Origin of the sequence: Bacillus sp. RO1, from assembly GCF_012524115.1 — a bacterium.
Lineage (GTDB): Bacteria > Bacillota > Bacilli > Bacillales > Bacillaceae_I > Sutcliffiella_A.
Genome location: NZ_JAAZWB010000061.1, coordinates 35,911 through 58,105, shown reverse-complemented (window position 1 = coordinate 58,105; position 22,195 = coordinate 35,911). Strand labels below are relative to the sequence as shown.

27 protein-coding genes and 1 riboswitch are annotated in these 22,195 nt (G+C 38.2%); of the genes, 19 read left to right on the top strand and 8 right to left on the bottom strand.

Translation table 11 applies throughout. The features are described 5' to 3' along the window. Nucleotides 1–115: 115 nt before the first annotated feature. The gene (locus tag HC179_RS08205; protein WP_168863884.1) at nt 116–1,447 is read right to left on the bottom strand and encodes a DUF2254 domain-containing protein; all 1,332 of its coding nucleotides are present in this window, start codon (nt 1,445–1,447) and stop codon (nt 116–118) included. A 372-nt stretch (nt 1,448–1,819) separates the two neighbouring features. Then, a riboswitch (PreQ1 riboswitch) is annotated at nt 1,820–1,865 on the top strand. Nucleotides 1,866–1,993: 128 nt separating this feature from the next. On the opposite strand from HC179_RS08205, the gene queC reads away from it, so the two are divergent. The 7 genes from queC (at nt 1,994) to HC179_RS08170 (ending at nt 6,848) form a co-directional block, all read left to right on the top strand. Continuing rightward, nucleotides 1,994–2,665 carry a 7-cyano-7-deazaguanine synthase QueC gene (queC, locus tag HC179_RS08200; RefSeq protein WP_168863883.1) on the top strand — a complete coding sequence of 224 codons (672 nt, stop codon included), beginning with the start codon at nt 1,994–1,996 and terminating at the stop codon, nt 2,663–2,665. Then, the gene (gene queD / locus HC179_RS08195) at nt 2,662–3,102 is read left to right on the top strand and encodes a 6-carboxytetrahydropterin synthase QueD (protein WP_168863882.1); all 441 of its coding nucleotides are present in this window, start codon (nt 2,662–2,664) and stop codon (nt 3,100–3,102) included. The genes queC and queD overlap by 4 nt, the downstream gene beginning before the upstream one ends. Next, entirely contained in the window at nt 3,099–3,818 is a 720-nt protein-coding gene (gene queE / locus HC179_RS08190) for a 7-carboxy-7-deazaguanine synthase QueE (protein ID WP_168863881.1), read from the top strand. The genes queD and queE overlap by 4 nt, the downstream gene beginning before the upstream one ends. Before the next feature lie 18 nt (nt 3,819–3,836). Next, nucleotides 3,837–4,334, top strand: coding sequence for a preQ(1) synthase (gene queF, locus HC179_RS08185; RefSeq protein WP_148986851.1), 498 nt, complete (start codon nt 3,837–3,839; stop codon nt 4,332–4,334). A gap of 375 nt (nt 4,335–4,709) precedes the next feature. Further along, entirely contained in the window at nt 4,710–5,723 is a 1,014-nt protein-coding gene (locus HC179_RS08180; protein WP_168863880.1) for a DUF3231 family protein, read from the top strand. A 59-nt stretch (nt 5,724–5,782) separates the two neighbouring features. Continuing rightward, nucleotides 5,783–6,451 (top strand): oxidoreductase, encoded by a 669-nt coding sequence (locus HC179_RS08175; protein WP_168863879.1) that lies wholly within the window; start codon nt 5,783–5,785, stop codon nt 6,449–6,451. 82 nt (nt 6,452–6,533) lie between these two features. Further along, the gene (locus HC179_RS08170; RefSeq protein WP_168863878.1) at nt 6,534–6,848 is read left to right on the top strand and encodes an AbrB/MazE/SpoVT family DNA-binding domain-containing protein; all 315 of its coding nucleotides are present in this window, start codon (nt 6,534–6,536) and stop codon (nt 6,846–6,848) included. A 47-nt stretch (nt 6,849–6,895) separates the two neighbouring features. Here the strand turns inward: HC179_RS08170 and HC179_RS08165 are convergent, their stop codons facing one another. Beyond that, nucleotides 6,896–7,078 (bottom strand): YkvS family protein, encoded by a 183-nt coding sequence (locus HC179_RS08165; RefSeq protein WP_148986847.1) that lies wholly within the window; start codon nt 7,076–7,078, stop codon nt 6,896–6,898. 355 nt (nt 7,079–7,433) lie between these two features. On the opposite strand from HC179_RS08165, the gene HC179_RS08160 reads away from it, so the two are divergent. Continuing rightward, nucleotides 7,434–7,628, top strand: coding sequence for a hypothetical protein (locus HC179_RS08160; protein ID WP_346775130.1), 195 nt, complete (start codon nt 7,434–7,436; stop codon nt 7,626–7,628). 266 nt (nt 7,629–7,894) lie between these two features. Here the strand turns inward: HC179_RS08160 and HC179_RS08155 are convergent, their stop codons facing one another. Beyond that, complete coding sequence (locus HC179_RS08155) at nt 7,895–8,368, bottom strand: sigma-70 family RNA polymerase sigma factor (protein ID WP_168863876.1); 474 nt, start codon at nt 8,366–8,368, stop codon at nt 7,895–7,897. A gap of 204 nt (nt 8,369–8,572) precedes the next feature. Between HC179_RS08155 and HC179_RS08150 the strand changes: the two genes are divergently transcribed. From HC179_RS08150 to HC179_RS08120, 7 genes are all read left to right on the top strand, one after another. After that, a complete protein-coding gene (locus HC179_RS08150; protein WP_168863875.1) occupies nt 8,573–8,899 on the top strand; it encodes a hypothetical protein in 327 nt (108 codons plus the stop codon). Nucleotides 8,900–9,040: 141 nt separating this feature from the next. Further along, nucleotides 9,041–10,561, top strand: coding sequence for a spore germination protein (locus HC179_RS08145; protein WP_168863874.1), 1,521 nt, complete (start codon nt 9,041–9,043; stop codon nt 10,559–10,561). 17 nt (nt 10,562–10,578) lie between these two features. Beyond that, nucleotides 10,579–11,688, top strand: coding sequence for a GerAB/ArcD/ProY family transporter (locus tag HC179_RS08140; RefSeq protein WP_168863873.1), 1,110 nt, complete (start codon nt 10,579–10,581; stop codon nt 11,686–11,688). Next, nucleotides 11,675–12,751: a Ger(x)C family spore germination protein gene (locus HC179_RS08135; protein ID WP_168863872.1), complete on the top strand. Its 1,077-nt coding sequence runs from the start codon at nt 11,675–11,677 to the stop codon at nt 12,749–12,751. The genes HC179_RS08140 and HC179_RS08135 overlap by 14 nt, the downstream gene beginning before the upstream one ends. Before the next feature lie 58 nt (nt 12,752–12,809). Then, a complete protein-coding gene (locus tag HC179_RS08130) occupies nt 12,810–13,769 on the top strand; it encodes a nucleoside hydrolase (protein WP_168863891.1) in 960 nt (319 codons plus the stop codon). Nucleotides 13,770–13,857: 88 nt separating this feature from the next. Continuing rightward, on the top strand, nt 13,858–14,235 hold the full coding sequence (locus HC179_RS08125; RefSeq protein WP_168863871.1) for a cytochrome-c oxidase: 378 nt from the start codon (nt 13,858–13,860) through the stop codon (nt 14,233–14,235). A 124-nt stretch (nt 14,236–14,359) separates the two neighbouring features. Beyond that, nucleotides 14,360–14,704 carry a TIGR04104 family putative zinc finger protein gene (locus HC179_RS08120; protein WP_168863870.1) on the top strand — a complete coding sequence of 115 codons (345 nt, stop codon included), beginning with the start codon at nt 14,360–14,362 and terminating at the stop codon, nt 14,702–14,704. 44 nt (nt 14,705–14,748) lie between these two features. On the opposite strand, the gene HC179_RS08115 is transcribed toward HC179_RS08120, so the two are convergent. After that, nucleotides 14,749–14,904 (bottom strand): hypothetical protein, encoded by a 156-nt coding sequence (locus HC179_RS08115; RefSeq protein WP_168863869.1) that lies wholly within the window; start codon nt 14,902–14,904, stop codon nt 14,749–14,751. A gap of 324 nt (nt 14,905–15,228) precedes the next feature. Here HC179_RS08115 and HC179_RS08110 point away from each other — a divergent pair, with 324 nt between their 5' ends. The 3 genes from HC179_RS08110 (at nt 15,229) to HC179_RS08100 (ending at nt 17,511) form a co-directional block, all read left to right on the top strand. After that, the gene (locus HC179_RS08110) at nt 15,229–16,146 is read left to right on the top strand and encodes an ABC transporter ATP-binding protein (protein WP_168863868.1); all 918 of its coding nucleotides are present in this window, start codon (nt 15,229–15,231) and stop codon (nt 16,144–16,146) included. A 2-nt stretch (nt 16,147–16,148) separates the two neighbouring features. Then, nucleotides 16,149–17,114, top strand: a complete 966-nt coding sequence (locus HC179_RS08105) for an ABC transporter permease (protein ID WP_168863867.1) — start codon at nt 16,149–16,151, stop codon at nt 17,112–17,114. 142 nt (nt 17,115–17,256) lie between these two features. Beyond that, nucleotides 17,257–17,511 carry a hypothetical protein gene (locus HC179_RS08100; RefSeq protein WP_168863866.1) on the top strand — a complete coding sequence of 85 codons (255 nt, stop codon included), beginning with the start codon at nt 17,257–17,259 and terminating at the stop codon, nt 17,509–17,511. Between the two features lie 506 nt (nt 17,512–18,017). On the opposite strand, the gene HC179_RS08095 is transcribed toward HC179_RS08100, so the two are convergent. From HC179_RS08095 to HC179_RS08085, 3 genes are all read right to left on the bottom strand, one after another. Next, entirely contained in the window at nt 18,018–18,473 is a 456-nt protein-coding gene (locus HC179_RS08095) for a DUF2269 family protein (RefSeq protein ID WP_168863865.1), read from the bottom strand. Nucleotides 18,474–18,550: 77 nt separating this feature from the next. Next, entirely contained in the window at nt 18,551–20,236 is a 1,686-nt protein-coding gene (gene argS / locus HC179_RS08090; protein WP_168863864.1) for an arginine--tRNA ligase, read from the bottom strand. Nucleotides 20,237–20,546: 310 nt separating this feature from the next. Then, nucleotides 20,547–20,732 carry an aspartyl-phosphate phosphatase Spo0E family protein gene (locus tag HC179_RS08085; RefSeq protein WP_168863863.1) on the bottom strand — a complete coding sequence of 62 codons (186 nt, stop codon included), beginning with the start codon at nt 20,730–20,732 and terminating at the stop codon, nt 20,547–20,549. A gap of 349 nt (nt 20,733–21,081) precedes the next feature. Here HC179_RS08085 and HC179_RS08080 point away from each other — a divergent pair, with 349 nt between their 5' ends. After that, nucleotides 21,082–21,375 carry a hypothetical protein gene (locus HC179_RS08080; RefSeq protein ID WP_168863862.1) on the top strand — a complete coding sequence of 98 codons (294 nt, stop codon included), beginning with the start codon at nt 21,082–21,084 and terminating at the stop codon, nt 21,373–21,375. A 5-nt stretch (nt 21,376–21,380) separates the two neighbouring features. On the opposite strand, the gene HC179_RS08075 is transcribed toward HC179_RS08080, so the two are convergent. Beyond that, on the bottom strand, nt 21,381–22,190 hold the full coding sequence (locus HC179_RS08075; RefSeq protein ID WP_168863861.1) for an alpha/beta fold hydrolase: 810 nt from the start codon (nt 22,188–22,190) through the stop codon (nt 21,381–21,383). Nucleotides 22,191–22,195 lie beyond the last annotated feature (5 nt).

Below are 22,195 nucleotides of genomic sequence, written 5' to 3'. Positions count from 1 at the left end.
ACAGCGGTATTTAGAGCCAATACCTATGACACCTAAATTGTTCGTCTTTTATTAGGCTTTTTTAGTTTTGTCCCAGCCTCTTTATAGTTTGTTAGCTAAAGTTTACAACCGATAATCATTTCAATTTCAATCTTTCAATGTCTTTACCGTATCCAAGTGAATAACATAGATCCTTGATATTTGTATTTAATCTCTCTCTTTCAAGTTCGAGATACTTTTCTTCCTTTATTGATTCAATAGTATGTAATGTATACTTCCAAATAGCTTCTTTTCGGAAAGGGGGAGAGTGATCGGAAATCAACTTCAGAACATCAAGTACAGAATGGATAACATCAAAGTCTATTTTTCCATAACGGATAATGGGAGAAAAAGCGATATCAAGATAACTAAAAAAATCGGGTGTTTTTACAATTACCCGCAAATTCCTATAAACATCATTGAAAAATGGTTTAATGCCTTTCATGGAAGTAAGCTTAGATAGAAGAGTGCCTAATTGTTCTATACAATGCACTGCTGTGCTTGGATCATTTATCCCCGGTGAAAGTGCCCTTACTCCAATTTCTGTCACCTTCCTAATTCCAAATTCTACATCTTCAAGAGGCGCTCTTGCTATGGATACGGTAATCAAAGATCTGAAGGACTCATTTTCGATTTTTTCACCTGAACCCCAAATGGAAAGCATAGGTGTATGCTCATTTATATAATCACCTTGTTGTCTTTCCACACGAACAATGCAATCCGTTTCATATGCAATTTTTACTAGTGCGTCTATATCGATATATTGTACATAGCCAGGTTTGTTCGACATGATGGTAATGGGTTCTTTTGTGGTGATTTCTTTACTCTCCCAATCATCCCAAGGAGCATCATGAGTGGAGTTGTCACTATCATTAAATAACTCTTCCATACATTCCAAAGTTTCTACGGTTATGTTGTGTAATAAATTGCTTACTTGAATCCATGTTGTAACATGTTGAATGAAAAAAACGAATACAATTAGACAAAGAATGGCTATAGCAACTGCAAAGGAAGGAACAAGAAAAAGCTGTTCCTCTTTCGTTTCCTTAAGAAATAACAGCAGAATAATGGAATAGATAAAACCTGCCGTAAAGATACCAAGGACTCTTTGGGTAGCATGGTCCGTTATGAAATTTTGCAGGGCCCTTGGAGAAAACTGCGACAGGTAAGTGGTCAAAACAACAAGGATGGTCGAAAAAGTAATGGTTGTCATCGTTAAGAGAGAAGAAGCAATCGAGCTTAATATTGTTTGTGCAAGATCAATGTTTGATAAGAAGATGGAAGGAATTAGTTTCTCTACTTTTCCTGCCATAAAATAATGATCTAGTAGAAGCGTTCCTATTGCTAAAAGAAGTGCTACCCCTCCATAAAAAACGGGAAGGAACCAAAAATTCGTCCTTAGACGTAACATATTTACAGACCTTGCCATTCTATCACTCCTTTTATTTTATGGCTCAGTTAAAGCATACTGTTAATTTTTGCAGCAACCTAGCTGTTGACTGGAGCAATAGGCGAAGACTCCTCGAAAATGCTACGCATTTTCTTCGTGCGATGTTTCGCTGTCGAAGCCTTCCTTGTCCTGAGGGAGATAGCGGACCCCTCAGGCGCAGGCCGAGGAGGCTCCCCAATCGCCCCTAGGAAAGCGAAGCCTAGTGCGGAAATCAACAGCTGTGTTTAACAGAGCTTATTTTATAAACTGGAATAAATACGAATCATTCACATAAGAAAAAGTAGAATATTTTATCTTAATATGTTATAGTAACAAAGTTAAATTGAATAAAGTCTTACGCCCAAATTGGCGTCAGGAGAGGTTCTAGCAAATACCCTCTATAAAAAACTAAGGACAGATACCAAACTATATTCCTTAGGATATAGTTTTTTTATTTTTTCTGATGTTATGCGCTAGCCTCCATTATTTTTGGTTAGCGTTTTTTGTATGACTATATATTGAGAAGATTAAAGGAGTGAAGACACGATGAAGCAACAGGAAAAAGCGATGGTCGTGTTCAGTGGTGGGCAGGACAGCACTACTTGCCTAATTTGGGCTATGAAGGAATTTGATGAAGTGGAAGCAGTCACCTTCCATTACGGACAACGACATGAACTAGAAATTGATTGTGCCAAAGATATTGCAAAAGAATTGGGAGTAAAACACCGAATTCTTGATATGTCCCTTCTAGGACAATTAACACCCAATGCCCTAACAAGAGATGATATTGAAATTGAAGAAAAAGAAGGCGAACTTCCAAGTACCTTTGTAGATGGAAGAAATCTTTTATTCCTATCCTTTGCAGCGGTTGCAGCTAAACAAATAGGTGCGAGACATATAGTAACAGGAGTGTGTGAAACAGACTTCAGCGGTTACCCTGACTGTCGAGATGTTTTCATTAAATCCATGAATGTGACGTTAAATCTTTCGATGGATTATCCATTTGTCATCCACACTCCATTGATGTGGCTAAACAAGGAAGAAACATGGAAACTTGCAGACGATCTTGATTCCCTGGACTTTGTAAGGACAAAAACTTTGACTTGCTATAATGGGGTAATCGCGGACGGGTGCGGCGAGTGTCCTGCCTGTAAACTGAGAAAACGGGGATTGGATGACTACCTTGCTATAAAAGATAAAGGGGTTGTGTCCTCATGATGCAACAAATCTATCCACAAGTACAACATGATTATTGCTATGAGTTAAACAAGGATATGCAAATAGCAGCGGCACATTTTGTTCCAACTGATGCTGCCGGGAAATGCAAACAACTACATGGCCATACCTACTTCGTCAATGTAACAGTTGCAGGAGACGAACTGGATGAGGCTGGTTTTCTTGTTAATTTTCAAGTGTTAAAAAAGCTTTTGCACGATAAATTTGATCATACCGTTCTTAATGATCATAAAGATGTCTTCAATGACCAGGACCCGAATTATTTCCCAACAACGGAAGTGGTGGCAAGAGTCATGTGGGAAACGATAGAAAATCATTTGAAAACTTTGCCTTCCAAACCAACCTGTCTTCAAGTATATGTAAGGGAAACACCGACAAGCTATTGTATTTACCGACCTAAGAAGGGGAAAAAACAATGAGCAGCCTGATACCAGTTTTAGAAATATTCGGCCCTACGATCCAAGGGGAAGGAATGGTCATTGGGCAGAAAACGATGTTCGTGCGGACTGCTGGGTGTGATTACCGCTGCTCTTGGTGTGATTCTGCCTTTACATGGGACGGCAGTGCTAAGGACGATATCGTGATGATGTCCCCTGAAGAAATCTATAGTCAATTGTATGAGATTGGTGGGAAAGCCTTTAATCACGTTACTATTTCAGGTGGGAATCCAGCTCTTCTAAAAAATATAGGGGATCTTGTAAGGCTTTTGCATCAAAATCAGATAAAGGTGGCGCTTGAAACACAAGGTAGCAAGTGGCAGGATTGGCTAATGGAAATAGATGACTTAACCATCTCGCCTAAACCACCAAGCTCCGGAATGGATACCAACTTTCCGATACTGAGTGACCTACTAGAAAAAGTTAATAACAGTAGTGTATCTCTAAAAGTAGTGGTATTTGATGAGGACGATTTGACTTATGCAAAGAAAGTTCACAAAGAGTATCCGGATGTAGCCTTTTATGTACAAGTCGGGAATGATGATATCACCACAGAGGATGATGAAAATTTAGTCAACAAATTGTTGGCTAAATATGAGTGGTTGATCGACCAAGTAATGAATGATGATGAAATGAATAATGTTCGTGTTTTGCCACAATTGCACACACTAGTATGGGGTAACAAACGAGGAGTTTAATAAAAGGAGAGAGTGAAAATGTCAGGAAGAAAAGATTCAGAATTAGAGGGTGTAACATTGCTAGGGAATCAAGGGACAAATTACTTGTTTAACTATTCCCCGGATGTATTGGAAACCTTTGAAAACAAGCATCCTAACAGAGATTATTTTGTAAAATTCAACTGCCCGGAATTCACCAGCTTATGTCCAAAAACGAATCAGCCGGATTTCGCAACCATTTACATCAGCTATATCCCTGGTGAATTAATGGTGGAAAGCAAATCATTAAAGCTGTACCTATTCAGCTTCCGTAACCACGGTGACTTCCACGAAGACTGCATGAATATTATCATGAACGACTTGATTGAATTAATGGACCCTCGCTATATAGAAGTATGGGGTAAATTCACCCCGCGTGGGGGCATTTCTATCGACCCGTATACAAACTATGGAAAACCGGGAACAAAATATGAGGAAATGGCACAATACCGCCTAATGAACCATGACCTATACCCAGAAAAAATCGATAACAGATAAATCACGAAAGAAAACACAGCTATGATTGTGTTTTCTTTTTTTAATAAAGCAAGTTTTGAATACAGTTGATTTCTTACAACTTAAGTTTTCAATAGATTTCTAAACGAATTACTAACTAATTACTTTCAGTAAGGTGCTTTCTAGCTGTTGATTGGAGCAAAAGGCGAAGACTCCTGAGGGAGATAGCACTAGGTGGAGACCCCACAGGCGTAGCCGAGGAGGCTCCACAAGCGCCCCTAGGAAAGCGAAGCCATTTGCGGAAATCAACAGCGGCTATTAACAAACAACTTAAGTTTTTAGATTAAAAAGAATCAGAACTAATACTAAAACCCCTCCAAATTGAAAATAATAACAATAAATTAGGAGGGGACAAAAATGACAAACCGTACAACAGAATGGTCCTGCGCAGAAACCAGCACATTATGGACGTTATACTTAAACAACTCCATGTCCGCATGTGTCTTAAGATACTTTCTCGAAACTGTAGAAGACCACCAAATTCGAGAGATAATCGCAAAAGCATATGACGTAGCATCTACAAATGAAACGGAACTAAAGGGCGTTTTCTGGAAAGGAAAATATCCTCTTCCAATTGCATTCTCCGAAAATGACATAAATCTTAAAGCGCCGAGGCTGTTTTCAGACACATTCCAACTATCTTATGTACTCCAAATGGCCAAGATTGGAATGGTCACATATAGCGCAAGTCTAAGTGCAGTGTTCAATAAAGATATCAGAACGCTTTATATGAAATTCCTGCAGAGAACTATCGAAATTTTTGATCTTACAACAGACCTCCTTTTAGAAAGAGGTATATATACTAAGAAGCCATATACCGTTATACCTGACAGAGTTTATTTCGTGGAAGACAAAAAATATTTCAGCGGCTTGAATCCTTTTGTAAACAAACGGACATTAAATACAATTGAAGTGACTCATCTAAGTATTAATATCGAAACTAATCAGATTGGGATGCTCCTTTGTACTGCATTTTCCCAGACGGCTGTAAGCAGTGACGTTCGTGGGTTTATGGTAAAGGCGAAACAGTTAGCTCATTCTCATATAAAAGCCTTTGTAGATATATTGCTGAAGGATGATATTCAAGCACCTATGGCAGCAGACTATTCCGTAACTGCTTCTCACATTCCACCATTTTCCGATAAATTAATGATGTTTCATAATAGTTTGATGGTTGCTGCCGGAATTGGGAATTATGCAACCGCATCCTCGGCGAGTCAACGGACAGATCTTGCAATGAAATATGAGAAGCTTTCTTCAGAGTCAGCATTACTTGCAAAGTCAGGTGCTGATATTATGGTTAACAATCGCTGGATGGAAAAACCACCTTCCACCGCTGACAGAGAGGAATTGTCCCAAGAGCGTGAATAGTTGTAGGAAAGCGCTAATTCTGTTATAAAGTAAGTAACAAAGGTAGAGGAGAACCATATATGAACATAAATAGAAGCGCTCTTTTAATTGGTGCAACCGGTTTGGTAGGAACATACGTACAGAAAGAGATTTTGCAAAATTCTGATTATGGAAACCTTACCACATTTGTAAGGAATAAAACGACTGAGACTCATCCTAAGTTAAATGAACTGAAAATTGACTTTGATAAAATGTCTGACTATAAGGAACATTTTAAGGTGGATGATCTCTACGTTTGTTTAGGGACAACTAAGAAAAAAGCAGGCACACAAGAAAACTTTCGAAAAGTGGACTTTGATTATGTAGTAGAAGCAGCTCGTCTTGCCAAAGAAAATGGGGTAACCAAAATTGCTGTTGTATCAGCTATTGGAGCTGATGAAAATTCTAGATTTTTCTACAATCAGGTAAAAGGTGAGATGGAAAAAGCCGTTTCAGCAATTGGTATTTCATCTACCTATTACTTTAGGCCTTCCTTACTTCTCGGAGATCGAGAGGAGTTTAGACTAGGGGAAAGAATAGGGGAAGTTCTAGGCACTGTCATTCAACCTGTATTACGTGGGAAGTTGAAAAAATATCGCTCTGTTCATGGACAAACAGTTGCAAAGGCAATGGTGAGATTTATAAAGGATGGCAGAAACGGTGTGCATATTGTGGAATCAGATCTTATTGCAAAAATAGGTGACCTTTGACCCTTATTATATCTTTATTGGCAAAGTTCGTTTTCATTTCAGCATAGCAGGGAATAAGAAATAAAAAATAGGAGTGTCCATTATGAGCCAAACGAAAGAGCTTAGGAGAATTCGTAAATCTGGCCATTTAACCATTCCCAAGTCAATAAGAGAACAACTTGATATTTCCGATGGCGATGTCTTGATGATTATGGAACAACCTTTAGGGTTAGTCATGAAACCGATTAATGAAGAGCACATTTTTAATGAGTCCATTGTTTCCAATAACGGAAAGGTTAACATTCCTATTGAGATTAGGCGCAATTTAAATATTAATGAAGAAACACACTTTTCTGTCCGTCTTGATAAAGAAAGGTCAGCCGTCATTTTGGAAATATTAGAAGAGGAAACTGGTTAGCCAAAAAGACTTCCCCTTCGAATATTGGGAAGTCTTTTTGCTTTTTTCTATACGGATTTTACAATTTTATAGTTTTTATGATTAACGACAGTCCGTTGCTCCAATTCTAAATCACGATAATTGTTCATATAGGTAAGGTCGACTATCACAGAGTTTTCATTTACTTTCTCTACCACCCCTTGAAGACCTTCACGAAATTCTATGATGTTTCCCACTTCTGCTTTTTTCAACGATATCTCCCCCTAAATAGTGTTCACCGACAGCTACTTACTCTGTCTGGCTTTTTATTTTTGTGAAATAGTGGATTTAAAAGTGTTACATACAGTTTGCATTATTTTTGCAGAAACGTAAATAGTTTCATGCTATTTTTTCTAAATTTTCTTTTAATTTATTTTATTTTACTCTGTGACCGTTAATTGATGAATAGCATATATAATAATAGGGCTACCTAATTGCCCCATTCATTTTATTCCTTATCCCCCATGGAATCCCTTCTTTAGAAGGGGTTTTTTTGCTGCTTATTTTCACATCAGGTCAACAGTGATAAAATATAAAATAGTATTTTGGAAAGATGGAGTGATGATTGTGAATGAAAATTTAGCAAAAGAAATATTGGACAAGCTTAAAAATGGAGAGCTTCATGAATATAAAATTCAAAAAGAGGATTTTATGATTTTTCGTAAAGTGCTGGTTGCTCGTGAGGACTTTAAACACTATAGAGGCATTGCCAAGCACAATGGTGAGGTAGTCTATCAATATATGCAAGAAGCAAGAAGCTAAAAAGAAGCGGATCGGAGCCAGCTTTTTATGGGGCCACTGAGAAATTGATAACGTAAAGTTTTTAATGATTCCTAGCTGGTGATTGGAGCAAAAGGCGAAGACTCCTTAGGGAGATAGCGCTAGGTGGAGACCCCACAGGCGAAGCCGAGGAGGCTCCAGCAGCGCCCCTAGGAAAGCGAAGCCATTTGCGGAAATCAACAGCGGTGTCTAAACAACATCTAAATTCAAAGAGTTTTTCAGTGGCCCCCTTAATGAGTTTCTTATTGTTACTTTGAAATTTCCCTCCGAAGCTTCTTCAGCGCCTCTGCCCGCCAAGACTTGACAGCACTTACCGTCACCCCCTCCTGTACAGCAACTTCCTCCAACTTCTTGCCTTTAACAATGCATTCAACGACCCACTTCTTCTGCTTATCCGTTAAATAGCAAGTATATTCCTCCAAATTACTCACAGTTGGAATAAAGAAATCTGATAAAGTTTCCGGAAGCTCATCCACAAACGTGTGTGTATTTTCCCACCGCACTTCTTTTTTTAAATGATTAAGCAATTTTCCCCTCATGGATGAATAAGCATAAGAAGTAAATGACCCCTTTGAGCAGTCTTGTGAACAGAAAGCTTCCCATAAAGCGATAGTTGCTTCATGAACGTATCGATCTTTATCCTTGTATATATTCAAAGTCTTAATAATATGGTGTATCATAGGAGTGTACTCATCTAATACACTTTCAAAAGTTGGTTCCATTAGGAGATCCTAACGAAAAGCTAGCTTTTCTTTATTCCCGGTACATCCACTATAGTGCACGCTTATTTGGTTGACATGTCAAAATATCGGGAATAAACTGTGTAGTAGCAATGGCATATGGCTTGTACAGTTGTATGTTATGTTGTGTATGGAGGTTACCTGTAAGAGTGTATCAACGATATTGTAAAAAAAGGGGTAATTGCCATGGAACATAAAAAAGAAGATAAACTAGCGAATCAATCCATGTTTTTATGGAAAAATGACGCAGACCGAACAGTACAAGGATTTCTGTTGTACCCGGAAAATATTCCGGATATTCAATATATAAAAAAATTATTACGGCATATGTATATGGCAAAGGAAATTTTCAAGATGTCGATCTGGTTTGAAGGAGATGTCATCCAAATAACCGGTCGTATACAATCTTTCCGGTATAAAGCGAACAAACTTACAATCAAAGATGTGGATAAGAACATTTATCATATTCGTATTTTTGATGTGGTCGAGATTATTAGACGGCCACAAAAATAGTCAGTACTTCAGAGTCCAAAAGGGCTCTTTTTTTTATGGCCTGATTATTTGTCCGTTTAACAGTTGGTATATTACATAACTTTATAGGAAAAATAAGAGAAGAATTGTGACGACCAGTACCCAAAGAGAGGGGGGAGTTCAATGAAAAACCTACTAAAAAAACTGTTTTCATCCAGAAGCGGTCCTACCTCTAACAAGGTAGAAGACATGTCTGTAACACAATTATTATTACAAATGGAGAAGTCTGTAGATTTTTTGAGATTTACAAATGAGACCAATGATGGCAGTAGGAAAGTATGGGTTAACTATTACTATACATTAGTAGATACTGATTTCCTGCATCGTGACATATTACAAAGCATTTCCACGAGACCGTGGAGCAATTTGCAAGATTTAAAAAACATTTTGCCGATAGAAGTAGTGACCATTAGCTCCGACCCGAAGGAAGTAAGAGAAAAGCTGTTATCAGGATTCATTTTTGTACAGATTGGTGAGAAGGACAAAAAAGGGTTGTTAGTCCGTTCTGAATTTGTACAGACACGTGCTGTTTCCCTTCCAGAAGTAGAGTTCAGCGTTATTGGACCAAAGGAATCCTTTGTGGAAAATATAGATTCTAATATTAACCTTATAAGAAGACGTTTAAGTACTCCGATGTTAACTGTGGAGCAAAAAATGTTAGGTACTATCTCTAGGACACGAGTTGCTGTCATGTATCTGGACGGAATTGTGAATAGGGAAAATGTCCAGACTGTCACGCAACGACTTGAAGACGTAGAATTCGATCACATCAATGACAGTTCTTATGTCACTCAACTAATATCAGATAATGGTAACACGATATTCCCGCTCCTTCTAGACACAGAGAGGCCGGACAGAATTGTGTCTGCATTGTCTGAAGGAAAAGTAGTTATCATGGTGGACGGCTCTCCCCATGGGCTCATTGGTCCGACTACTCTGGTTGAATTCTTCTCTTCCTTTGAAGATTATTATTTAAGTTATTGGCTTTCTTCATTTTTTCGTTTAATAAGACTTTTTGGTGTTGCCTTTTCTATTTTGGTAACCCCAGTCTATGTAGCAGTATTAAGCTATCACTATGAATTGATTCCGAAAGATCTACTTAGCACATTGATTTCTTCAAGACGTGAGGTTCCTTTGCCGCCTATCCTAGAAGCGATTTTTCTCGAACTAACTATCGAATTACTACGAGAAGCTGGAGCAAGACTCCCTACAAAGGTAGGTCAGACGATTGGTATCGTGGGTGGAATTGTAATTGGGACTGCGTCTGTAGAAGCTGGATTGACGAGTAACGTTCTGTTAATTATCGTAGCACTAGCTGCACTCGCATCCTTTACGACCCCTGTTTATAAAATGGGTAATACCATCAGACTCTTAAGGTTCCCATTTCTATTATTTGCCGAATTATGGGGATTGCTTGGAATTGTTTTTTGCTTCTGTATATTGGCGGCGCATCTGCTAAGATTGACATCTCTAGGAAGGCCTTACTTGGAACCAATTTATCCACCTAGAGTTAAAGACATGAAGGATGCTTTGTTACGGCTGCCTTTTTCCATGCAAACAGAAAGACCTGGTCAATTACGGACCAATAAACCTCAAAGAACGACCAAGACACAGACCAAGCCCAAAAAGGATATTGATGAATGATGATATAGAAGGGAGGTATGGCATTGCAAAAAGTTCCTAAGAATTTTCAAGTTTCACCATTTTTAGTGTTTTATTTAATTCATAGCACGCAGTTTGGAGTTGGGGCACTTGGCTATCAGAGGGTCATTGCAATGTCTGCCGGCTATGATGCATGGATGGGAATTATCCTTTTTGGTTTTTTTACACATATCATCATTTATATGATGTATAAGATCTGTGAAAAAAGTGAGGGGGACTTGGCGAGTGCGCACCGAATGGGTTTTGGTAAATGGATAGGAAACCTACTAAACCTCTTTTTTGTTGTTTACTTCATCATGACGGCGGTAACAGTGCTCAGAACATATATAGAGGTGGTTCAAGTTTGGTTATTTCCTGATTTGAGCACATGGTTTTTCGCGCTGATATTTTTACTACTTGTTTATTATATTATTACTGGTGGATTCAGGGTTATCACAGGAGTAGCATTTTTGGGTGTCATGCTACCCGCATATTTATTTATAACGATTGTGCTTCCATTGGAATATGCTAATTTTCGAAACTTGTTACCAATTTTTGATCACTCTTTTAAGGAAATTTTTCTCTCCGGTAAGGATATGACTTTAAGTATGCTTGGTTTTGAGACATTATTAATATTTTATCCATTCATTAGTAAACCCCAGCAATCAAAAAAATGGGCTCATTTAGGTGTGTTCGTCACCTCATCCATTTACCTGATTTTCGCACTGGTTACGTTTGCCTATTTCAGTGAAGGTAAGCTTCAGAAGAATATTTGGGCAACGCTCTCCATTTGGAAAATAATTGAGCTCCCATTCGTAGAGCGTGTAGAGTACATCGGAATTGCAAACTGGTGCCTTATCATCCTCCCGAATGTGTGCCTATTTCTATGGTGTTCTAGCAGGCTTGCCAAAAGAATGACTAAACTAAAACACAGAACCTCATTAATGGTCATAACTATTGTGGTATTTATTCTCATGAATCAATTTGAAGATAGGAAACTAATCAATGATTTGAACTCATACCTCGGACAAGTCGGGTTTTATATGGGCTATGTCTATATTCCATTGTTATTTCTTATCATTACTTTTGTACATTGGAGAAAGGGGAAAAAAGAAAATGCTTCCTCGTAATATCATCTGGGTTATTACAATCTGTCTGTTTCTTACAGGGTGTCTCGAAAAGGAAATTGTCGATGATATTAACATTGAATCAGTAGAGGGTTTTGATTTAATCGGAGAAAACGAAGTGGAGGGTACTTTCGTTATCCCTGTTTATAAAGCAGATCAAACAATAGAAAATGAAAGATTTACTGCAATCTCGCGATTAAATAAAGATATATTAAGGAATGCGCAGAAAGAATCGTCTGCACCAATTGTTAACGGAAGCTTAGAGTTGGTTTTGTTCAACAAAGCATTGGCGGAAAAGGGCGTCATCCAGCTTGTCGATGGGTTACAGCGAGATGCAAGCATTGGTACAGGATTATATTTGGCAATTGTTGAAGGAGACACAAAAGAATTACTACAGCAAGATCTTGGCACAAGGGGCACAGGAGATCACCTATATAATCTTTTAAAGCATAATATTGACTTAAGAGATGTGCCAAAGACAAACTTACATATTTTCTTGTCTGATTATTACCAAAAAGGGAAGGATCCAAACTTGCCAATTTTGAAGAAAACAGAAAGAAGTGCAGAGATTGTTGGGGCGGCAGTAATGAAAGAAGATAAATTTGAAATGACAATCCCAAATGAAAAATTGTTTTATTTCAAAACACTCGTTGACAAGCATGCAGACGGGACCGTTTCATTGAAAGTAAAAGATAAAGACGAATTCGTTTCAATCAAGAGTATAAAGACAGACAGAGAGTTCAAGGTGGAGTGGAAAGACGACATCCCATCTATTATCATGAGAGTGAATGTGGATGGAGCAGTGAGAGAATATACAGGTAATAAAGTGACTTCTAAGGAACTGAAGGAGTTTCAAAAGCTGTTTGAAGAAAAAATCATAAGTGAATCAGATTCTATGATAAAAGAATTTCAGGAAAAAGGGGTAGACCCAATCGGTTTAGGGTACGTAGCTAAGTCACATAAAAGGGGCTTTGACTATAAGAAATGGAAAGATGAGACTTATTCCAATTTAAAAGTACGAGTGGAGGCCGAAGTAAGACTCATCAGTACTGGAATTACTGAATAGTTCAGTTTCACGATTACTGTGAATATAATTGGATAACATCCAATAAAGGGGGAGAATGATGCCTCATAAAATTCTTTTGTATTGTGATCCAGGAATTGATGATTCCCTAGCCATCATTTATGCATTACTTAACCCGGAAATAGAATTGGTTGGAATAGTGACAAGCTATGGCAATGTCAATCAAGAACAAGCTACGCAAAATGTGGCATATCTTCTGGAACTTGGAGGAAAGAAGGATATCGTATTAATTGGTGGAGCAAAGACACCGCTATCTGGTGAGTTTACACCTTATTATCCAGAGATCCATGGAGAAGAGGGGTTAGGACCTATTAAACCGCCGGCCACGAGTAAAGGAGAGTTACTAAATTTTGATGCAATTTTTAAATTGATTGAGGAGTATGGAGATGAATTGATAATTGTAGATGTTGGAAGATCAACTTCCCTTGCCATCTCCTTTAATCTAGCTGGTGCAGAAACGATGAATTCAGTTAAGGGATTTTACTTAATGGGAGGCGCCTTCCTCACACCAGGAAATGTAACCGCAGGAGCGGAAGCAAATTTCTATGGGGATCCGATCGCAGCAGGTATTGTGATGGAAAAAGTAGAAAATGGAGTGCTTTACCCGTTGAATGTCACAAAGAATGCAATTATCACACCATCAATGATTGATGATATTATCAAGCAACATAACAATCCGTATCAAAACATAATAAAAGAGATATTTGATTATTATTTTGAAGCTTACCAGAAGCTTGTGCCGGGGATAGAGGGAAGCCCTTTGCATGATGTTATGACGTTGTTTGCTGTAACAACGCCGCAAGCTTTCAAGTATGTCGAGAAAGTAGTGAATGTGGGGTTAGATGAAGGAAATCTCAGAGGTGTTAGTATGGCAGACTTTCGTCCAAAACCAGTTGAAAAAGGAAATAAAGTGACTATTGCATTAGAAGTGAATACAGATCCGTTTGCTGATAGCTTTGTTAAAATCATGTCTTCTCCTATTCCAAACAACAATCAGTAATTGTAATATTTGGGATTTAACAGTTCTATAGTCTCATGACAGTACGTACGATAGTAATGCGTGAACGTATAGAACTGGAGGGATGACTATGGGAGTTAGATTAATTAAGATTTCTGCTATTTATTTTTTGATAGGGGTGGGTATTGGTTATTATATGTCAACGGCACATGCATACAATTTGACACCTGTACATGTGCATATTAACCTTCTTGGTTGGACAGCTTTGACACTTGCTGGTATCATCTATATTTTATTTCCTGCAGCAGGAAAAACCAGGCTTGCTACATGGCATTTTTGGTTACACAATATAGGCTTACCGCTGATGATGGTAGGCTTAGCCTTTATGGTGCATGGTAATGATACTTTATTGATTTTAACCATTATCGGTGCAAATTTAACAACTCTAGGTGTGTTACTATTTGTGATAAACGTATTCAAGAACGTTAAACAACCTACAGAGAGTTAATAATTTATTGTTCTATCCAGTACCCTAGGTGGTGTACTGGATCTTTTTTGTATTTCAACTATTCCTTCTGCATGGCTTTTGATATGATGAAAAGAAGAAGAGTTACTAAAAAGGGGTCGAGTACATGTCATTTCATCAATGTCCCAACTGTCAAGAAGAAATAAAATATAAAACCAAGTTAACCTCAGTGTTTTTTGGCTATCGACCAATTAAATGTGAGAGTTGTGGTACCGTATATGAAGTAGATGAAAAATTCCGTTTCATCCTATCTCTTTATACAGTTCTAATCCCAATTCTCATTGCCTATATGTTAAGTGCGATGATGGGAGTCTTACATACAAGGTGGAGTCAAGTGCTAATTGTATTGGTTTTTGGATCAGCAGGTGTGTTTTATGCAGCAACCAAAGTGCGATATAGAAAATCGCTACAACAGCCGATGGAGGAAAAGGAAGAGAAAAAAGCCAAATAAAAAACGAGAAGGATTTTGATTCCTTCTCGTTTTTTATTTTGTTTTTACACCTGATCTAATACCCAAATCAGGAAAGCAGCCACAATGACCAGTGAAATAGCATGAAGTATAAAAGAACCGATAAAATCCTTTAAAACAATTAAATAATGGAATTGGCTTTTCCTATTATTACGTACAATTCTTCTAGCTCTAGTATCCATCACTTCACTCCTAAACACATGAAGAAATTTGTAAGTATATTATACAAAATATTCTAACAAATAATAAGTAATTAAGTAGAAATTTGTAAAAAAAACTAAATATATGTACACCAGTGTCATTTTACCACACTTGAATAAAAGGGGTATTTATTTTATCGGAATAATGATTGGAATGTTTAGTATGAATTTCAGGAATCTAATTCTTGTAAAATTTTTTATATGTAGCGAAACTAAAAAAGATGTAGAAACTTTTTAACCCAACAAAACGTAGAAGTAGTTAGAGTAATGATTTGCGAAAACAGAAGAATAAAAGGAGCTATGATCATGAATGACGCGGCAGTAAAGCTGACAAATGTTTGCAAGGAAATCGGAAGCAAGGAAATCATCAAGGATGTTTCATTCGAGGTTTATAAAGGAGAAGTGTTCGGTTTCCTTGGGCCAAACGGTGCTGGGAAAACCACGACCATTAGGATGATGGTTGGATTGATGAGTATTACTTCAGGTGATATTTACATTGATGGAGCAAGTATTAAGACCGATTATGAGAAGGCGGTTCGCCAAGTCGGGGCAATAGTTGAAAATCCGGAAATGTATAAGTTTTTGACGGGTTATCAGAACTTGAAACAATATGCTAGGATGATGCCCGGGATAACTTTGGAACGTCTGGATGAAGTAATAGAATTGGTCGGATTGACTGGACGTATTAAGGATAAAGTGAAGACATATTCATTGGGGATGAGGCAGCGTTTGGGGATAGCGCAGGCACTATTACATAAACCCAAAGTGTTAATTCTTGACGAGCCAACCAATGGACTGGATCCAGCAGGTATTCGGGAGATAAGGGATTATCTGCGGAGTCTAGCAAGGGAAGAAGGAATGGCGATTGTTGTTTCAAGCCATCTTTTATCTGAAATGGAATTGATGTGTGATAGGGTTGGCATTATCCAAAAGGGTGAGCTAATTGATATTCAAAGTATCAGAGACTTTATAAACGATGGAGGCAAGACGCTTTATCAACTGGACTGTGAGCCGGTGGAAGAGGCGATGTCATTGTTGCGAGATATGGAAATGCCTCATAATCTTGCAGAGGGCAGACTTCAGGTGGAAATGGAACGTACAACTGTCCCGGTATTAATTAAAAGCTTAGTAGAAAAAGAGATTGCTGTTTTTGAAGTGAAAGAAGTTACGAAAACACTCGAAGATAAGTTTTTAGAAAAAACATCACAAGAGCGAGGTGTCTAACAATGAAAGGTTTAATTCAAAATGAGCTGATTAAATGGTTTAGAAGGCCAAGCTTTTACGTGATGAGCGCAATCTTGGTGATATTATCAGCCGTTGGAGTCATTTTTACCATCATGATGGGGTCCATGCTTGACGATGTGAGAAGTGAAGGTAGTGCTAATAGCCAAGAGCTTAGCTGGCGGGAATCATTGGAGCAGGAAAGTCAGTACCTGGAAATGACGATTAAAGAGTCAGATGAAGGGGATAGAGGCCCTCTTGAGCGACAATTGGCAATTAATGAGCACCGTTTAGAATATGATATGGAACCAGCAACTGGCAACACGGTTTGGACTTATATGGATGAAAATCTTGGATTAACAAGTCTAGTCACCCTATTCGTTGTCATCATCGCTGCTGGCATGATAGCTAGTGAGTTTACTTGGGGGACCATTAAACTCTTAATGATTAGACCGATAAGCAGAAGTAAGATTTTGCTGGCAAAATACATCAGCGTACTTGTTTTTACGGTCATTTTTTACACCATTCTTTTTATGAGTACCTTTGTAACAGGTGCTATAGCGTTTGGTTTCGATAATACTCCATCCCTATTGTATGCTGGTGGAGAAGTGCTTGAGGTTCATCCATTTTTGTACTTGATCTTGAAATTAGCGTTAAGCAGCTTGGGAGTAATCATGTTTGCTACCATTGCCTTCATGATATCGAGTGTTTTCCGGAATAACTCGCTTGCAATCGGGATTTCATTATTTCTTTTATTTACAGGAACCCAGATTACAACGCTTATTGCCATGAAGTTTGAATGGGCGAAGTATTCTCCGTTTGCCAACATTCACTTTGAAGCATTGCTTGAAGGCGTGCAAATTGTCCCAGGAGTTAGTTTTGGCTTTTCTGCTGTCATGTTTTTAATTTATTTCGTGGTGTTGCATGTGGTGAGTTTCTTTACTTTTGTGAAGCGTGATATTGCTGCTTAACTTTTAGCTTGTGGAACGGAACTGGTTGACATAATGTAGTTTACAGTTAAAATGGTGTATTTTACGTATAGATGTGGTATTACAACTATAAGTCCCTTTGCCTGTCATTTCGACCTATCCTTTAAACAAGTAGGTGATGTTGATGGAATTGGTGAATATTTCGTACATGAAAAAAGGGCAAATCCAAGGATTTTTTGATAAGTTTCCGCATTCCAAGGTGCTTTTTTCTCCCATCCGGAAGTATTATTTTGTCTCTTATGTATATTGGGATGAACGGGACCCGGTGGTGATGCAGGAAGATTTGGAGAAAATGGAACTGCTTTTTAACAGCTATATGGGGAGAGAAGCGTTTTATCGGAAAAGGAAAAGAGCGGATACAGGAGTGGGAGGTGCCTGATAGTGTAGGTGCCTCTTTTTTGTGAGTGGTCTTTGAGAGGAGCGATGGGAAAAACGTAGGAACGAATGAAGAAATCCTGAAATTTAATAAAAATAGCCTCTTTTTAGTTGCTTTTTATACGTGAATATTTGGTTCGGACACTTTTCCACTTTCTTTGGACAAAAGTGCGATGGAATTGCGGTGGGTTCGGTCATATTATTTGAGGGTTCAGACAATTTTTAGGGGGATTTGGACAAGTGATTTTTAGGTTCGGTCAACTTCCGTAAAACTTCGGCCAACTATTGCAATTCTTCGGTCAACTTTTCAAAATCTTCGGTTAACAATCAAATATTTTCGGACATTTGGAACTGAACTGAACTGAACGTAATTGAACAAGCAACTCCAACCAGCAATGCCACCCAAAACCTGCATCACCACCAACCTGGAAAAGAAGTCCACTTAATCAATATAGGCCAACACCTCCGCCTAACCCAAAACACACATCTGCAAAGGAGATGACCTATAGATTAAGCTGGTTTAATGATCATCAGGATAAAAATGAGAAATCCAAGAATACAGGTAAGCAAGTAGAGATTGCTGATTTTGTGGAGAGAAGCGTCCTGTTGGGTTGGCAGTTGAGTAGAGGCTCTGTTTTCAGGGTGCAGTAACCAACGCTGAAGTTCATTAAGGGTAGGTGAGATAAATCCGATCACAATGACTTGAATGGAAAGGTAGATGACAAGAGAAGCAAAAAGCCAAACTTGAAGAATAGAACCATAGTTTCCAAAGAGAACAAGTAGTATGCCTGTTATCACAGCAAGTGTTCCGCCAATCTTAGGGAAGTAGTCAAGTTTATGTTGTAATAGAACATTGTGTCTAAGATCTGAGATTGTCTGGTGCTTCCTTAGGAGTATAATTCCGAAAAATGTGGGACCAATTCCGACGACTGCAACTATCACATGAAACAATATCAGCCATTTCATAGGCATCCCCCCCAATACTGTTGATACTTCAATATATGAGGGGGATGTTGGATTCATGTTCTTTATACCAATATCTGTTACATTTCTTGTGGTGCCTGAATACCCAGTATGCGCAAAGACTCTTTTATCACAATGGCAGTAGCGGATACCAAAGCAAGTCTTGCACCTTTTTCTGCGTCCTCCTGCAGGAATTTAATATTGCCATACCAACTGTTGAATGCCTGGCACACATCTACAATATGCTTGGCAATTATGGAGGGATCGTATCCTTTATTTGCCTTTGCAATAACTTCTGGGAATTCTTGCAGAAGTTTTGCCACTTCCCATGAATAGCTATCTCCTAACCCTTTCTGTATTTCTTCGCTTTCCCAATTCCCTTTTTTCAATATGGAGTTAGCTCGAGCGAAAGTATATTGAACATAAGGTCCTGTTTCCCCCTCAAATCTCAACATATCTTCTAGGGAAAATTCAACAGAGTTTACCCGGTAGTTTTTTAAATCATGAAAAATGACCGCACCGACACCAACCTGACGTGCTACTTCTTCTTTATCAGGAAGAGCCGGGTTTTTGGATTCTATATTTCTTTCTGCAAGTTGGATGGCTTCCTGCAATACTTCTTCTAGTAAAACAACTTTACCTTTACGGGTGGACATTTTCTTCCCATCTTTCAAAAGAAGTCCAAATGTTATATGGTGCATTTCTGCCGCCCAGTCAAAACCAGCTTTCTTCAATACTTCTTTCACTTGCTGAAAGTGAATGGATTGCTCTTGCCCCACGACATATAGTGCCTTTGAGAATTGATAGACCTTTTTCCGATAAAGAGCTGCTGCGAGATCACGAGTTGCATACAGGGTGGCACCATCCGACTTTTTTATTAGACAAGGGGGAAGTGTTGGATCATCAAGTTCCACTACTTGTGCACCATCCGACTCTTTTAACAAGTTTTTCCCTTCTAGCATTTGAACGACTTGTTCCATTTTATTGTTATAAAACGCTTCACCTTGATAGGAATCAAATGAGACGCCGAGGAGATGATAAATTTTATGGAATTCCTTCAAGGACTCTTCTCTAAACCATTTCCATAGGGAAACAGCTTGCTCATTTCCTTCTTCAAGCTTCTTGAACCAACGGCGTCCTTCGTCATTTAAATCTGTTTGAACAGATGCTTCTTCATGGAATTTGACATAAAGCTTTAGCAGTTCGGGGATAGGATTATTGCGGATTTTTTCTTCCTCTCCCCATTTGAGATAGGCGGCAATCAATTTACCGAATTGGGTGCCCCAATCTCCTAAATAATTTATTCGTACTGTCTCATACCCGGATTTTTCTAGGATGTTGGCGATGGCGTTCCCAATCACAGTCGAACGTAAATGCCCCATTGAAAAAGGCTTTGCAATATTTGGAGAGGACAAATCTAGGACAATGGTTTCATTCTTACCGATATCAAGTGTGCCATACTGTTCTTGTTCTTGTAGGATTTTGTGAACGATTCTTTGTTGAATCATATCCTTTTTTAAAAAAATATTTACATAAGGACCGACTGCTTCTGTCTTGTCAATCAAGGAGCTAGTTAATTGTGTTGCAATCTCTGCTGCTAGAAGGGGAGGGGCTGTTCTTCTCATTTTTGCTAGTTCAAAACAAGGGAAAGACAGGTCACCATGTTGAACATGTTTCGGTTTTTCTAAAAGTGCGGTTATTTTATTTAATGGGATTTCAGGTATCACATTATGCAGTACTTGTGATGCAAGATCAGTTAATTTCATTTAGATCAACTCCTTAAAATATAAATAAAAAAAGCCCGCCTCTTCAACTAAATGAAGAGACGAGCTTTGTGTCATATGCCCGCGGTACCACTCTAATTGCTTTTCTCATATTCATACGAAAAGCCGCTTATCATCGTTATAGGGGATGTGCCCGTTTCATTTCAAAAGTGCGCTTCGTACAATAGACTTCCACCAGGCTTCCACCGTCCCTGATTCGCTTTGTTTGCCATCTAAAGACTACTCTCTTTATCATCAATGATAAATTTATATAAGTTAGATGTAATTATACATATTTTTAACAGTCATGTAACTATTTTTTCTTTAATTGAGATAGATTTATATGTTTTTCTTCAAGGTGTGGAGGAATAAAGACATTTAGCATTTCATCTAGCTCTTGACTTAGCCTGACCGTTTCTACTGAAGTCAATCCCGTTTTAAACGCAGTTTGCATCATTTGGCTTCGTTTTTTTTCTACGGCAAGTTCTACGAGTTTCATCTTTATCACTCCCTCTTCACAATTTTCTATATTATAGTCGAAAAAACTTTGTAAGAAAATAGGTTAGGTGTAAAAAGTAGGTATTATCGTGAAAAACCTTGAAATTTTAAAAGGTACATTTATTTTATTTCTTTACTGTAGAGATTTTAGATGGTAAGAGGGGAGTGGAATTGGGTTGTAAGGGGAAGGCAAAGGTCGAAAAATATGTTGATGTGACTGGTTTTGTCGATAAGAAGGATTTATGCAATTATCATAGAATAGTATAGACAAAAGGAATATAGAAAGTATTAAGGCATGCTTTGTGGCTATCTCTCATATCTTAGAAAAAAACTTTTAGGAGGAGTGCGTCATGAATACGAAGGTGGAAGCTGTAGAAAAAATGAATGTCTATGCAAATGAGTTGGTGAAAATGATAGTGAAGGACGGAAAGGCCCTCCAAGACGAGAAGCTTCGTATTGCTTTTGAAAATGTTGTGCGGGCCATGGTGGATATGACCAACATTCAATTGGACAAAGAAAAGGACGCAAGCGATACACTAAAGACCACTTTAAGCCGTATGAAAATCGCTCATAATTGCATGCAGCCAAACTCTGTTATTCCTGTGAAAAGTAAAAATACAAACAAGCCCTTTACAATCAAATGATTCGCTTAGGGAGTTGAGTGACTCCCTTTTGTTTTACTGTTCATCTTTTGGTTTTGAATGAACTGTTTAGTAATTGTATTAAGGATTGTCGAATGTTTAGTTGGAATTTGGTGTCTGGCCCCGCTAACATAGATAACCCTGGTATTGTGATGTCGTTTCATAAATTTATATTGATAATGATGAACATAGTAGTCCCTTTGACCATATATGAGAAGAATTGGGCAAGTAATAGACGGCAGTTTCTTAGTGCAGTTATAGAATAGTCCTTCTAGATACATTTGATAAAGTATGTTTGCATCAGTTCGTAGAAAATAGTCCGCCATTTCCTTTCCGAACCCGTTGGAGTAAGAGTGTGCATTTGAAATAACATTTGCTAAGAGTTTCATCATTTTCATCTTTGATGCTGTAATACCTAAAAGGAATTCCCCTCCTAATAATAACGAATCGACCTCTGAAAATGCCCCTATTAATAATAGTCCTTCCACTAAATTAGGGTACCTTATTGCAGTTTCCATAGCAATGGAGGCACCATTTGAATATCCACATATGAACACTTTATCAATTTCTAACTGCTTACAGACATCATAAAGATCCCTGGCAAGAAGGGGGAAATTAATTGATACACTTCCACTGTCGCTGTTCCCGTTGCCCCGTAAGTCTATGTATAAGAGACGATAATCTTTGGATAAGGGAAGCTGTTGCTTGAAAGTTATATGGCCCATTCCAGGTGGATGAACAAATAAAATGGTAGTAGGTCCTTTGCCAATCAAACGGTAGAAAATCCTTACGTTATCTCTTGTATAAACATACCTCATCCCAT